The organism is Burkholderia crassaminum, assembly GCF_964265005.1.
GTDB lineage: Bacteria > Pseudomonadota > Gammaproteobacteria > Burkholderiales > Burkholderiaceae > Burkholderia.
The window spans coordinates 1,702,860-1,716,010 of record NZ_OZ183799.1 but is presented as its reverse complement, the minus strand read 5'-3'; the positions used below and the strand labels follow the sequence as shown (position 1 = coordinate 1,716,010).

The 13,151-nt window shown below is 64.5% G+C and carries 12 protein-coding genes; 4 read left to right on the top strand and 8 right to left on the bottom strand.

The annotated features are described in order from the left end of the window. The 6 genes from ACPTTF_RS07870 to ACPTTF_RS07845 all read right to left on the bottom strand — a co-directional run bounded on the left by ACPTTF_RS07870 (position 1) and on the right by ACPTTF_RS07845 (position 5,016). On the bottom strand, positions 1–1,275 hold the full coding sequence (locus ACPTTF_RS07870; RefSeq protein WP_423370808.1) for a fimbrial protein: 1,275 nt from the start codon (positions 1,273–1,275) through the stop codon (positions 1–3). Positions 1,276–1,335: 60 nt separating this feature from the next. Beyond that, positions 1,336–2,664, bottom strand: coding sequence for a type II and III secretion system protein family protein (locus ACPTTF_RS07865; protein ID WP_423370807.1), 1,329 nt, complete (start codon positions 2,662–2,664; stop codon positions 1,336–1,338). A gap of 65 nt (positions 2,665–2,729) precedes the next feature. Then, positions 2,730–3,662 (bottom strand): Flp pilus assembly protein CpaB, encoded by a 933-nt coding sequence (gene cpaB / locus ACPTTF_RS07860; RefSeq protein ID WP_423370806.1) that lies wholly within the window; start codon positions 3,660–3,662, stop codon positions 2,730–2,732. Positions 3,663–3,748: 86 nt separating this feature from the next. Beyond that, positions 3,749–4,195, bottom strand: a complete 447-nt coding sequence (locus ACPTTF_RS07855; RefSeq protein WP_166964099.1) for a TadE family protein — start codon at positions 4,193–4,195, stop codon at positions 3,749–3,751. After that, positions 4,192–4,692, bottom strand: a complete 501-nt coding sequence (locus ACPTTF_RS07850; RefSeq protein ID WP_423370805.1) for an A24 family peptidase — start codon at positions 4,690–4,692, stop codon at positions 4,192–4,194. The genes ACPTTF_RS07855 and ACPTTF_RS07850 overlap by 4 nt, the downstream gene beginning before the upstream one ends. A 114-nt stretch (positions 4,693–4,806) precedes the next feature. Further along, positions 4,807–5,016, bottom strand: a complete 210-nt coding sequence (locus tag ACPTTF_RS07845; protein ID WP_166964095.1) for a Flp family type IVb pilin — start codon at positions 5,014–5,016, stop codon at positions 4,807–4,809. Between the two features lie 677 nt (positions 5,017–5,693). On the opposite strand from ACPTTF_RS07845, the gene ACPTTF_RS07840 reads away from it, so the two are divergent. The 4 genes from ACPTTF_RS07840 (at position 5,694) to ACPTTF_RS07825 (ending at position 11,360) form a co-directional block, all read left to right on the top strand. After that, the gene (locus tag ACPTTF_RS07840) at positions 5,694–7,445 is read left to right on the top strand and encodes a collagen-like triple helix repeat-containing protein (protein WP_423370804.1); all 1,752 of its coding nucleotides are present in this window, start codon (positions 5,694–5,696) and stop codon (positions 7,443–7,445) included. Positions 7,446–7,485: 40 nt separating this feature from the next. Next, positions 7,486–8,907: a collagen-like triple helix repeat-containing protein gene (locus ACPTTF_RS07835; RefSeq protein WP_423391156.1), complete on the top strand. Its 1,422-nt coding sequence runs from the start codon at positions 7,486–7,488 to the stop codon at positions 8,905–8,907. 144 nt (positions 8,908–9,051) lie between these two features. After that, entirely contained in the window at positions 9,052–10,737 is a 1,686-nt protein-coding gene (locus tag ACPTTF_RS07830) for a ShlB/FhaC/HecB family hemolysin secretion/activation protein (protein ID WP_166964089.1), read from the top strand. Between the two features lie 161 nt (positions 10,738–10,898). Next, positions 10,899–11,360, top strand: a complete 462-nt coding sequence (locus tag ACPTTF_RS07825) for a DUF2147 domain-containing protein (RefSeq protein WP_166964087.1) — start codon at positions 10,899–10,901, stop codon at positions 11,358–11,360. Positions 11,361–11,476: 116 nt separating this feature from the next. Here ACPTTF_RS07825 and ACPTTF_RS07820 read toward each other — a convergent pair whose 3' ends face one another. Beyond that, the gene (locus tag ACPTTF_RS07820) at positions 11,477–11,887 is read right to left on the bottom strand and encodes a transposase (RefSeq protein WP_423370802.1); all 411 of its coding nucleotides are present in this window, start codon (positions 11,885–11,887) and stop codon (positions 11,477–11,479) included. Positions 11,888–12,031: 144 nt separating this feature from the next. Continuing rightward, positions 12,032–13,129, bottom strand: coding sequence for a cell division protein ZapE (zapE, locus tag ACPTTF_RS07815; RefSeq protein WP_166964083.1), 1,098 nt, complete (start codon positions 13,127–13,129; stop codon positions 12,032–12,034). Positions 13,130–13,151: the final 22 nt, after the last annotated feature.

Here is a 13,151-nt window from a genome sequence, read left to right as displayed (position 1 = left end):
TTACGACCGCTTGGACGAGGGTTGAATGAAGCGCTTCAGCGCGGACAGGCCGGATGCCGGGCGCGCGGCGGACGATCTGACCGACACGCCTGGCAGCCGCGCGGCGAGCGACTCGAGCGCACGCACGTACGGGTCGCGCTCCGCCATATCGACGATGAGCCGGCCCTGGTTTGCCGCATGGCCGATCGCGACGCGGCGCGACGGCAACGTACCCACCAGCGCCAGGCCGAGACGTTCGGCAATCTGTGCCGGCGTCAGGTCGAGTGCGGGATCGTATTGGTTGACGACGAGCCGTACACGATCGGCGTCGACGCCCGCATCGCGCAGCCCGGTGAGCAGATCGGCCGCAGACACGATCGACGCGACGCCCTGATCGCAGACAAGCCACGCTTCATCGGCCGAGTTCGTAATCTGCGCAACGAACTCGCGGTTCGAAAAGCCGCCGAGATCGACGATCTGTTGATCGAAGAACGCGCGAAACCGGTTCAGCAATCCGGCACATGAAGCATACGAAACGTCGCGCAGCCCGCCGAGATCGGCCGGCAGCGTCGTCAACGCAACGCCGCTCTCATGCCGGGTCAGCGCGGTGTTGACGAAGGTCCGGTCGATGCGGCGCAGGTTGTGAACCGCGTCGATGAAATGAAATTCGCAGCGGGTATTCAGGAACAGCGCGCCGTCGCCTGCCGGCAGCCCCAGGTCGACGAGCGCGGTCTGGCGGCCAGCCGGCGTGCCGCCATTCGACTCGCCGCCCGCCCCCGGGCCCACCGCACGCTTCTGCAGCCAAACGGCAAGATTCGCTGCGAGCGTGCTCACGCCCATGCCCGCACGGGCACCGAGCAACGCGACGAGCTTGCCGTGACGGCTTGCCGGCTCGCCGACGTTCGCGAGCAGCCCGCGCGTCGTGCGCAACGCATCCTCCGCCGCGGCCGACACGTCGATGAAATCGCGCACGCCGGCGCGCAATGCAGCGAGCGTGCTCTCCGGCTGGGCAAGTGAGCCGAGCGCGACAATCGGCAGCCCCGGATGGGATGCGCGTACCGCCGCGGCTGCCACGCTCGCCGCCGTGCTGCCGCCTGAAAAATCAATGAAGACGAGCGCGGGATTGAGACCCGTGATGCGCTGCGCGAGCACGCCCGGCTCAAGTGACGCCGCCTCGACCGCACCGGCCGATATGAGCGAATCCGCCAGCCAGCGGACATGCGCCTCCTGTTGCGATGCGCAAACGAAATAGTCTGTCACGGCGGGTTCACACAATGATTGGATTCGCGCGTTCATGTTGAACACCCCCGATTACGCAAGGCCTGACGATACGTCGCGACTCGCGATGCATCGCACTCATTTCGAAAATCCCGGAGCCGCATCCGGCGATGCCGCTCCGCCCAAATACGATTTCCAGACCGGCCCGTCACGCTGCTCGGACAGTTCACCGGGCGTCGCGGGCAATACCGCTCCCTTCGAGATCGGCGCAACGAGATGCGGCGTCACGATGAACAACAATTCCTTGTCGTTCTGCTGATAGTTCAGATTCTTGAAGAACGTACCGATGATCGGCAAATCACCGAGCAGCGGCACCTTGCTTACGTTCGACATCGTCTGGCGATCGATCAGGCCGCCGATCACGAAGCTCTCGCCGTCGCCGAGCTCGACCGTCGTGTCCGCACGGCGCGTCGTGATCCCCGGCACCGCAACGCCGCTGATCGTCACGCTATTCACGTAATCAAGCTGGCTCGATTCGGGCGCAACCTTCAACGCGATCCGCTGCGGGCTCAGCACCGTGGGCGTCAGCGACAGTCCGACACCGTACTGCTTCCACTGGATGGCGGTCGAGCCGAGCCCTTGCGGCGACGGCACGGGAATCTCCCCGCCAGCGAGGAAGCTCGCGCTCTGACCGGACAACGCGACGAGCGTCGGCTCCGCGAGCACGCGGGCGAGATTGTTCGATTCGAGCAGCGACAGGTCGGCGAAGATCCCGCGTCCCGCGGCATTCACGACCAGATTGAACGCGGACGAAACGGGCGAACCGAGGGTAGGAATGTAGCCTGCCGTGCCGGGGGACCCACCGTTATACGATTGCACGCCGCCTGGCGAGAACGATCCGAACGAAAAGCCGTTGCTCTGCTTGAAGAAATTGAACCCGACCTGCTTGAGCACCGAGCGGCTGAATTCGACGACCCGCACGTCGACCTGCACGACACTCTTGCCCGCGACCGTCGAACGATCGATCACGGCGCCCTTCCCGCTCATGTTCTTGCCGACCGCGGCCGCACGCGCATGCGCATCGAGCGACGCCGACGAGCCCTGCAGCACGGCCGTGCCACCGTATGCATTCACGCGCGGCGTGGAACCGTCGAGCACCGCTTGCGCTGCCGCGTCGACGACCTCGACGTTCCAGACGGTCGGCTCCTCGTGACCGCGCTCCCACAGCATCACATTCGTCGAGCCAGGCGCTTTCGCCGTCAGCAGCACGGAACCCGAGCGGCTGCCCTTCATGATCAGCACGTCGGCGATTGCCGGATCGCCGACCGCGACGCGCTGCAACGTACGGCCCGCCGAAAGCTGCCGCTGCGCGCCGACCGCGAGCTCGATCGTGCCGCTCGCGCTCGCAAGCGATGCGAAGGTCATGGTGCAGATGGCAATCGCGAATGCAATCAGTGTGTTTTTCATTGTTTGGTAGACCGTCACGCGGCCCTTTACTTGTCGTCGCTGAAATCGATGGCCGTCGATGTCGTTCAATAGGCAACCGTTTCCGACCGGCCGCCACGGATCACTTCGATTCCTCCCCCACCGCCCCCGACCGACCGTACCGCCGGCGGCAGACGCGATGGCAGCGGCGGCACGTTCACGTTGGCTACCGGGGTTCTCGGTGTGCCGGACAGTTGCTGCAGTGAGACGCCCGCGGCGGCGAGCGCCGACGGCGACAGCTTGTTGTCGGTACGCATCGCGACCGTCTGCATCGCAAGCTCGTCGTCGCGCGGGTTGCGCAACGCGAAAGTGAGGCGTCCGCTCGCCTCGCCAAGCGTCAGCGCATCGACTTGCGCGGTCGGCACCGCAAGCACCGCGATGCGGACACTGGACGGTTGACCGTTGTTGCCGTTGGTGGTGTTGCCGCTGTCTCGATCGGGTGTCGCGTCGCCAAACGACAACACACGCACCTTCGACAACAGCAGCCGCGCCTGCGTCTGCGAAATTTCGCCGTCAAGCATCGTGCCGCCGCCTTCGCGCTTCAGATTCAGGAATACGTCGACGAAATTGCCGGGCCGCAGCCGGTTGCCGACCGCATTGGTTTCGTCGACCCGGACGGCGACCGCACGCTCGCCCGGCTGGACATCCTCGGCAAGCCCCGACACCAGCGCCCCCGCGACGACCGGCGACGAAGCCGCAATATCCGCTGCCGGCACCCGGCCCACGAGCACGGACGGATCGGCAAATGCGCCCGTCGGCACCGGTGCGGTCTGCCTGATCTTCAATGCGTCGGCCGTAATCGGCTGGCCGGCGGGCAACACGCGCGTCGCGATCACGACCGGAACCGGGCTTGCCGCAACGGTTTGCTGGACAGGTGCGGCATTCTGCGTGCCACGTCCAAGCATCCACGCGTAGATTCCGAGCAATACGGCGATTGCGATCAGCAGTCCCGCGATGATCTTCGTTAAATTGTTGGCCATGTTGTTGTGTGGATGCCGGAATGAAAGTCCGATAGGTTTCTGCCCGATTCGCGTGTCAGCGTGCCCGTCGCGTCACGATAAGTACTTCATAGGATCGACTGCGGAATTTGCACGACCGCCGTACTCGTCAACGGTTGACTCAGTATGCTTCCCAGGAACGGCATGGTCGTTATCCAGTCCTTGGGGGTGTAATTCACCGTGACCGACAGGCAGTACAACGACGGCGGAACCGACGTGTCGTAACTGCACTGCGGTGCCGCGACTTGTGGCGTACCGACATTCAGCCAGGCCACGACGCTCTGTGCCGTCGTCGTTGCGTTCGTAATACGCGCCGCAAGACTGGGGGCGTAAGCCAACCCGGCCCGTGCACCTTCGCTGGCAGCAAACGTCACGCTCTGCTGAATCGTGAATATCATCCCGAAAGCGACGATGCCGTAGAAAATCACGAACAACAACGGAAACACGATCGCGAACTCGACCGCCGTCGCACCACGCTGCCGACGGCGTCCACGCGGCTGCATCTGTCGTTTCATCGCACGCCCCCTGTTGCGACAAGAAAGACAACCCATGCGGCAGCCGGTGCTGTGAGGCATGCCGCATAGGGTGTTGCACGGTATTTGCCAAGCGCCATTGCCGGCTGGCCCCGTTGCCACAACGCGCCGATCGACGTGCGCGACAGCAGCATCAGGGCCAATGCGTGAATACCGGCGGCGAGACTGGCGGCAATCCAGATCCACAGCAGCGCATGCACGCCGCACCACACGCCGATCACCGCAAAGATCTTGACGTCTGCCGCGCCCATGACGCGCAGCAAGAAAAGAGGAAAAAAGGCGACCAGCCCGACCAGCAAGCCGATCATCGCCTGTGCCGGGAGAATGCCGAACGGACCAGCGTTGAAATACGCTCCGCCCAGGCCAAAGACCATCCCCGCCAGGACGAGCGAATTCGAAACGCGTCGATAACGGATGTCGCTGGTTGCGACGAACGCAGCCCAGACCAGGAACACCCCGCTGAAAATGAAATGTGCCATCGCACCGCAACCCGCGATAAATGTCGCGGAGGGCGGACTGCCAACGACAATCCGCCCGCCGCAACACCAAGACGACTCAATGTTTCGAGGTCGTGCTGACTAACGTCAGGTGGGTTACTTAAAGATGGTGGCAGCCGTGCAGTTCGTGGCCGTCGTCGGGGCACTAATACATGACCCGAGATTCGTGAACATATTACCGAGACTCGTGCCGATGTTGGAAGCACCCGCCAGAATCGCGACAGCGATAAGACCCGCAATCAGCCCGTACTCGATCGCGGTAACCCCGTTGTTTTCCCTAAGGAAACGCTTGATGATTGCTTTCATTTTATTCCTCGTGCCTGTATTTACGTTCTTTGGCCTTTTATACGTATACATCCCCGCATATCTGGCCGGTCGCCCCGCGCTGTTCGCCACATCTGCTGTAACGACAACCGGGTGCACTTTCTTTATAGATTGCCCCGAGGGGCATGGCTCACCATTTGATGCAAGTTAACATTCGCGATAGTGACCTCCTCGAACGTTGTGTACCGAACCGTACATTTCCTTACATCTGCTCCGGATTCTATATCCGATCCTATTTAACTTCCAACCTCTTTTAACGGCTTGGATCGAAAAAAATGACCAGGAGCACAGCGTATTTGTACGGCGTTTCGGTACGACTTACACATAGGATTTACGATAGGTTAGATGTGCACACCTAATCCACCAGTAAAACAATTGCCTCGTCCACCAAGCCTGCGCGGCCTCCACGTTACGTCGCACGCGTAACGCCAATGTTGTGACGTTACGTTACGAAACGCTCGAAACCGTTCTCATTCGTCTGCACTTAAACAGATTCAACAATCTTTCAATTTCCATAACCTCCTTTTCCGACAAGGAATTGCCCCGTTTAAAACCTGTTGTCGAACCGTCGGGCATCGAAATGGCACGACAGTTGCAGAGTAGTCCCCGCACCACTCAACACAACGAAGTTCACAACACATTTTTAATGCGAGGACAAAATGGACATTAAGGTTATCCCCCATGGCGTGTTCCGGACGACTCTGATCGCGGCCACCGTTGCAGCCATGCTTTCCCTCTCCGCGTGCGGCGGCTCCGGTTCCATCAGCCAGGGGCTTGGCGGCGGCTCGAGTTCCGGTGGCGGCGATACGATCTCCACGTCGGGCACGAGCGGAACCTCGGGTACGAGCGGTACGTCCGGCACCAGCGGAACCTCGGGCACGAGCGGCACCTCCGGCACCAGTGGTACGTCCGGCACGAGCGGAACCTCGGGCACGAGTGGTACGTCAGGCACCAGCGGAACCTCGGGCACGAGCGGCACCTCGGGTGTGTCGTCGAACGCAGTGGGAACTGTCCTCGCAAGCAGCAGCAACATCGTGACGGGTGTCGGCGGAACCGTCTCGGGTCTCGGTTCCGTCATCGGCAGCCAGTCGCTGCCGGGCGTCAACCCGGCCACCACGCAAGCCGCAGGCGGCATCGTGCAGAGCGTCGGCGGCGCAGTGACCGCACTCGGCAATGGCCTCGGCAACGGTCTCGGCCAGCTCGGCGCAACGAAGGATCCGCTCGGCACCACGCTTGCCAGCACGGGCGGCGTCGTCAACCAGCTGGGCGGCGCAGTCACGCAGACGGGCAACCTGGTCACGAGCCTCGGCAGCGGCCCGCTGTCGCCGCTCGCACCGGTCACCGGCGCCGTCGGCGGCCTCGTGTCGACGCTCGGCGGTGCCGTCTCGAACGGCGGCAACACCCTCACCAACGCACTGTCGACCGGTCCGATCCAGCAGGTCACGCAGACGGTCAGCTCGGCCATCACGCCTATCACGACGATGGTCGGCCAGACGACCCAGACGATCGGCTCCGCGACCGGCCTCGGCGCGCCCGTCAACACGCTGCTCGGCACGGTCGGCAACGGCCTGAACCAGGCCGGCGCCCTGCTCGCGTCGGCGGGCGGCAACCCCGTCACGACCGGCCTTGGCAACACGGTCTCGTCGACGGGCAACACCGTGAAAGCCGTCGGCGGCCTGCTCACGGGCGGCACCGGCGGTGTGACCAACCCGCTCGCCCCGCTCACCGGCCTCGTCTCGACGGTTACCGGTGCACTCGGCGGCGCAACGGGCGGCGGCAGCGGCCCGCTCGCCCCGGTTACCGGCCTCGTCTCGACGGTTACCGGCGCACTCGGTGGTGCAACGGGTGGCGGCAGCGGCCCGCTCGCCCCGGTCACCGGCCTCGTCTCGACGGTTACCGGTGCGCTCGGCGGCGCAACGGGTGGCAGCGGCGGCCCGCTCGCCCCGGTCACCGGCCTCGTCTCGACGGTTACCGGTGCGCTCGGTGGCGCAGCAGGCGGCAGCGGCGGCCCGCTCGCCCCGGTCACCGGCCTCGTCTCGACGGTTACCGGCGCACTCGGGGGCGCAACAGGCGGCAGCGGCGGCCCGCTCGCGCCGGTCACCGGCCTCGTCTCGACGGTCACGGGCGCGCTCGGCGGCGCAACGGGCGGTACGAGCGGCGGCCCGCTCGCGCCGGTCACGGGTCTCCTCGGCGCGGTGACGGGTGCACTCGGCAGCGCCACGGGCGGCGCAGGCGGCAGCAGCCCGCTCGCCCCGGTGACGAACGTGGTGTCCACGGTGACCAGCGCGGTCGGCGCGCCGGCATTGACCGGCGGCACGGGCGCCGTCACGAACTCGGGCTCGTCGTCGAATCCGCTCGCGCCTGTCACGTCGCTGATCGGCGGCCTGCTCGGCGGCACGCACGGCAAATAAACCAAGATCCATCAATCGACAAGACAGCGAGGAGTCAAGCATGTCCCAGCAACGTTCCCTCACGACAGCCGCGCTGCGCCAGTGGCGCGCACCCCTCACGGCCTTCGCCGCAGCCTGCCTGCTGGCCGCCTGCGGCGGCGGCGGCGTCAGCTCGCCGCCGACCAGCAGCAACAACACCCCCAGCGGCACGAGCGGTACACCGAGCACGAGCGGCACCAGCGGCACGCCCACCGGCACCAAGGGTGTCGTCAGCACGGTTGGCCAGACGGCCACCGACCTCGGCAGCACGGTCGGCAACATCAGCGTACCGGGCCTCGGCGACGGTGTGACGAAGGGTGTCGGCAGCACGCTCTCCAGCACCGGCACGATCGTCGGCGCAGCTGCCGATGCCGTGAGCAACGGGCTGGGACAGATCGGCACGACTAAGGATCCGGTCGGCACGACTGTCGCGGGCCTCGGCAATTTGGTCGGCGCGACGAGCAACACGGTGTCCGGCCTGAGCTCGACGGTCAAGGCGCTCGGCACGGGGCAACTCGCGCCGCTCGCGCCTGTCACGACCCCGGTCGGCACCGTGCTCGACACGGTGGCCAATGGCTTGACGGCCGCCGGCACGACGATCGGCTCGACGCTGTCGTCGGGCGCCGTGCAGCAAGTGACGCAGCCGCTCAGCTCGGCGATCACGCCGCTCGTGATCACCGCTGGCCAGGTCACGCAACAGGTCGGCACGACGACTGGCCTCGGCCAACCCGTCTCGGGCCTGCTCGGCCAGGTCGGCGGCGCGATCAGCTCGGCCGGCAAGCAGGTCGGCGGCACGTCGAGCCAGCCGCTCGTCGGCGACGTCGGTCAGCTCGTGACCGCGGTCGGCAACACCGTGACCAACGCGGGCGGCCTCGTCAACCCGAACGGCCCGAACGGCGCGGCACCGATCCCCGGCCTGATCACGAGCCTCGTCGGCGGCTCGACGGCGACCGTACAAAACGGCACGTCGTCGGGGTCCGGCTCGACGAATCCGCTCGGCGGCCTGCTGTCGGGTCTCGGCTCGACGCCGCTCGGCTCGCTCACGGGCGCACTTGGCGGCGCGACCGGCGGGTCGGGCAGCAGCCCGCTCGCGCCCGTCACGGGCCTCGTGTCCACCGTTACCGGCGCGCTGAGCGGTGCAGCGGGCGGTAGCGGCGGTCCGCTCGCCCCCGTCACGAATCTCGTGTCGACGGTCACGGGCACGCTCGGCGGTGCAACGGGTGGCGCAGGCAGTGCAAACCCTCTCGCGCCTGTCACCGGTTTGCTGAATACTGTCACCGGAGCAGTTGGCGGCGCAGCAGGGTCAGGGGGAGCGAGCCCGCTCGCGCCTGTCACGTCGCTGGTCGGCAGCGTCACGGGTACGGCAACGTCGGGCGGCGGCTCGACGGGCCTGCTGGCACCGGTAACGGGGTTGCTGGGTACGCTGGGTAGCGTTGGCAAGTAAGGAGGACGGTCGCACCTTCGCAGCCGGAGCGGATGGCGCGACCGTACAAACACAACCGGCATGGCGGCACGCGGCGCGCGGCACCCTGGTGTCGCGCGCCGGCATTACAAAGAAGACGAAAAGCAAGGCCAACGAGGAAGAACAATGAAATCCAGACTCGACAGATGGATGATGCTGCTCGCCATCGCGGCAGCAGGCACGGCACATGCACAAACGCGCGTTGGAGGTAACCCGCTCGACTCCCTGCCCCAGATCAACGCGCCGAAGACCGGCCCGAACGTGACCGTGCAGGTCGCACCGCAAGCGCCGCAGTTGCAGGAGCTGCTGTCGCGCCACCTGACGCCGACGACGTTCCAGGTCGAAGGAGTGAAGTCCGTGCCGTTCGAGGAAATCTCGCGTCGCTTCACCCCCCTCGTCGGCAAGGACATCACGATCGGCGATCTGATCGAAACCGCCAACGGCGTGACGAAGCTGTACCAGGATCGCGGCTACGCGCTGTCGTTCGCGTTCGTTCCCGCGCAGACGTTCGAGAACGGCGTCGTGCGCATCACGGTTGTCGAAGGCTATGTGTCGGACGTGAAGGTCACCGGCAAGCCCGGTGCGATGGAATCGAAGATTCGCGCGATCGCAGCGCATATCACCGACGATCGCCCGCTGCGCCGCGCGACGTTCGAGCGCTATGTGAACACCTTCGGCCTGTTGCCCGGCCTCACGGTGAAGGCGAACGTGCCGCCGCCGCAAACCACCGACGGTGCCACGACGCTTGAACTCGCGGTCGACCGCAAGGCATTCAACGTCAGCACCGGTATCGATTTCAATCACCCGGGCGTACAGGGCCTCATCACCGCGACCGAAAACGGCCTCACGAAGTTCGGCGAGCAGTTGAGCATTTCCGCGCTGGCGCCGCCGGGGCGCGACAAGCAAACTTATTTCGCATTCAGCGGCGCGGTACCCGTCGGCAGCAGTGGCCTGATCACGCGCCTCGACGCAAGCACGTATCGCGGCAAGCCGACCGACAATCCGGGGCTGCCGTCGTACGTGCAGCGTACGGTCAAGAACGAGAAGCTTGGTCTTTCGGCTTCCTATCCGATACTGCTGAACAACCAGCGCAGCCTGCTCGGCACGGTGTCGGGCTACGCGGCGCACAACGAGGACAATTACCAGAACCAGATCAACGGTGCGACCCTCGACAACCGGTCGCAGGTTCGCGTGCTGCAACTGCAGCTTGACTACACGAACGTCCAGCCGAAACAGGTGCGAAAGTTGAGCGTCAACGTCGCCAAGGCGTTCGACATTCTCGGCGCATCGAAATCGCAGGTCGCGCAGGCGAACGGCTCGACGATCACGTACGCCGATCCGACATCACTGACCTTCGTCCGTACCGGCGCGACCTTCACGCAAACCAATGAATGGCCGTTCCGGATCGGCACGTCGGTCTCGCTGACCGGGCAATACAGCCCCGACTCGCTGCCGACTTCCGAGCAGATCTCGTTCGGCTCGACGCGCTACGCGCTCGGCTATCAGCCGGGCGAAGCGTCGGGTGACTCGGGATGGGGGATGTCGCTGGAGGTCAACCGTGGCTTCACGCCGGGCTGGACGTATATGAAATCCGTCACGCCGTACATCGCCTACGACATGGCGCGTGTGTACCTGCATGCAGGCACGCCATCGCCGAACCGCATGTCGTCGGTCGGTATCGGTGTACGTTTCACGGACAGCCGCTTCTACAGCCTCGACCTGAACGTCGCGAAGCCGGTGGGTGACGCGCCGGTCGAAAGCGCATCACGCAGCCCGCGCATCAACGCCGCATTCTCGTATCAGCTCAACTGATCGGTCACCAGACAGCCCGCGCCACGCGGGCTGTTTCGATTAGAGTCCCCTCTATCAAACGTGGCGTGCGGTTTCACGTATTCTGGCGAAGCTCGCAACATGCCCGCCCCATGCAGACGGTCGTGCGGGCAAATCGAACACGACATACAAGGAGGATGACAATGATTCAACTGACCCGCCCGTTGCGTGCTATCGCCGTTGCCGGCGCACTGCTCGCCTGCGCAGCCCCCACGTTCGCACAAGCCGACAATCCCATCGGCATGTGGCAGACGATCGACGACAACACGCATCAGCCGAAGGCACTCGTGCAGATCGCCGAGGACGGCGACGGTGCGCTGACCGGCAAGGTCGTCAAGGGCCTCGGTGCGAACGATACGCCCGATCGCCGCTGCAGCGCCTGCACGGACGAGCGCAAGGATCAGCTCATCAAGGGCATGACGATCATCAAGGCAATGAAGAAGGAAGGCGACCACTGGGACGGCGGCAACATTCTCGACCCGGAGAACGGCAAGGTCTACAAGTGCAAGATGACGCTTGAAGACGGCGGCCAGAAACTCGTCGTGCGCGGTTACATCGGCGTGTCGCTGCTCGGCCGATCGCAGACCTGGGTGCGCCAACAATAATGCGGCTCGCGCTGAAACGCGCGGCTCAATGAAAAAATCGGCCTGACGATGAAATCGTCAGGCCGATTTTCTTTTGGTACGTGCGTCGCCGCAAACAAGACGGCAAACAGCGGACATCATGCCGCCTGCTTCATCGCGCCCGGCGCATAGCCGCCCGGTGTGCGACCCACGGGTGCCACACCGCTACGCGCCTCCGCTGCTTTCGATTGCGCATGCTTGCGCATCCGCACGGACAATTCGTTGCACAGGTTCACGCCCGAGTCGCCATAGAGCTCGCGCATCACGTTCAACAACGTGCCCGTCTCGTGCCAGACCTTGAAGCGGCGATGGCAGGTCTGATACGAAGGGTAACGGCGCGGCATGGCCGACCACGTTGCGCCGCTGTAGATGACCCAGAGCACGCCGTTCAGCACGGCACGCGTATTGGCCAGCGGCCGGCCGCGCAACTCGGTGCGCGGCTGCATTTCGGGCAGAAGCGGCGCGGCGCAGCGCCACTCGTGGTCGGTCAGATCGCGATACGGTGTCATGGACATCTCCAGCCTTGGTAACCATGACACAACGATATCGGCTCACCTCAACAATGAATATAAGACAAATCCGAAAATACCCTGAGATCACGCCGATTTGACCGGAATTGACGTTTGAATCCCGCCAATTGCCGGAAATCGCACTCAGGTCAGCGACGTATCGACGATGCGGCGCGGCGTTTCGATGTATTCCTTCGACTGCATCTCGACGATTCGCGAAACCGTACGCGCAAACTCGTTGGCCATCGGGCCTTCGACGTACAGTTGCTCCGCCGGCACCGCCGCAGACATCAGCAACTTGACCTTGTGGTCGTACAGCACGTCGATGAGCCAGGTGAAGCGGCGCGCCTCGGACGCCATCCGCGGCGACATCTGCGGCACCTCGGACAGCACGATCGCGTGGAAGCGGCTCGCGAGTTCGAGATAGTCGTTCTGCGAGCGCGGGCCGCCGCACAGCGTCGCGAAGTCGAACCATACGACGCCGTCCGCCTTGCGCAGCGCCTTCAGCTCGCGCTTCTCGATATGCAGGAGCGGGCTTTCATCGGGTACCGCCGCGAGCTTCGCAAATGCATGGCGCAGTTCGCGATCGGCGTCCGCGCCGAGCGGCGTGTGATACATCTTCACCTGCGCGAGCGTGCGCTGCCGATAATCGACACCCGCGTCGACGTTGAGCACGTCGAGCTTGTCCTTGATCAGCGCGATCGCCGGCAGCATGCGGTCGCGATGCAGGCCGTCCGGATACAGGTCGTCGGGATCGTAGTTGGACGTCATCACGAACTGCACGCCGTTGTTGAACAGGCGATCGAGCAGACGATACAGGATCATCGCATCGGCAATATCCGACACGTGAAACTCGTCGAAGCAGATCAGCCGGTAGCGCTTCGCGATGCGCCGTGCGAGTTCGTCGAGCGGATCGGCCTGCCCTTTCAGTTCCTCGAGCTCGCGATGCACCTCGCGCATGAATTCGTGGAAATGCAGTCGCGTCTTGCGCTGCACGGGCACGACCGCGAAGAAGCTGTCCATCAGGAAGCTCTTGCCGCGACCGACGCCGCCCCACATGTAGACGCCGCGCGGGAGGTCGGGATGATTGATCAGCTTCTTGAATGCGTTCGAGCGGCGCGCCTTGTACTCGACCCATTCGTCGAAACATTGCTGCAGGCGATCGACGGCCGCGCGCTGCGCGGGATCGGACTGATAGCCGCGCGTGGTCAGTTCGCGCGTGTAGTATTCGGTGACGTTCATCGGGCAAACCGGAAAAAACGAA

Bases quoted from the DNA above. Each gene is read 5' to 3' on its own strand.
- ACPTTF_RS07850 (WP_423370805.1), bottom strand. From the start codon at position 4,692: ATGGCACATTTCATTTTCAGCGGGGTGTTCCTGGTCTGGGCTGCGTTC.
- ACPTTF_RS07855 (WP_166964099.1), bottom strand. From the start codon at position 4,195: ATGAAACGACAGATGCAGCCGCGTGGACGCCGTCGGCAGCGTGGTGCG.
- ACPTTF_RS07830 (WP_166964089.1), top strand. From the start codon at position 9,052: ATGAAATCCAGACTCGACAGATGGATGATGCTGCTCGCCATCGCGGCA.
- cpaB (WP_423370806.1), bottom strand. From the start codon at position 3,662: ATGGCCAACAATTTAACGAAGATCATCGCGGGACTGCTGATCGCAATC.
- ACPTTF_RS07820 (WP_423370802.1), bottom strand. From the start codon at position 11,887: ATGACACCGTATCGCGATCTGACCGACCACGAGTGGCGCTGCGCCGCG.
- ACPTTF_RS07825 (WP_166964087.1), top strand. From the start codon at position 10,899: ATGATTCAACTGACCCGCCCGTTGCGTGCTATCGCCGTTGCCGGCGCA.
- ACPTTF_RS07835 (WP_423391156.1), top strand. From the start codon at position 7,486: ATGTCCCAGCAACGTTCCCTCACGACAGCCGCGCTGCGCCAGTGGCGC.
- ACPTTF_RS07865 (WP_423370807.1), bottom strand. From the start codon at position 2,664: ATGAAAAACACACTGATTGCATTCGCGATTGCCATCTGCACCATGACC.
- ACPTTF_RS07845 (WP_166964095.1), bottom strand. From the start codon at position 5,016: ATGAAAGCAATCATCAAGCGTTTCCTTAGGGAAAACAACGGGGTTACC.
- ACPTTF_RS07840 (WP_423370804.1), top strand. From the start codon at position 5,694: ATGGACATTAAGGTTATCCCCCATGGCGTGTTCCGGACGACTCTGATC.
- ACPTTF_RS07870 (WP_423370808.1), bottom strand. From the start codon at position 1,275: ATGAACGCGCGAATCCAATCATTGTGTGAACCCGCCGTGACAGACTAT.
- zapE (WP_166964083.1), bottom strand. From the start codon at position 13,129: ATGAACGTCACCGAATACTACACGCGCGAACTGACCACGCGCGGCTAT.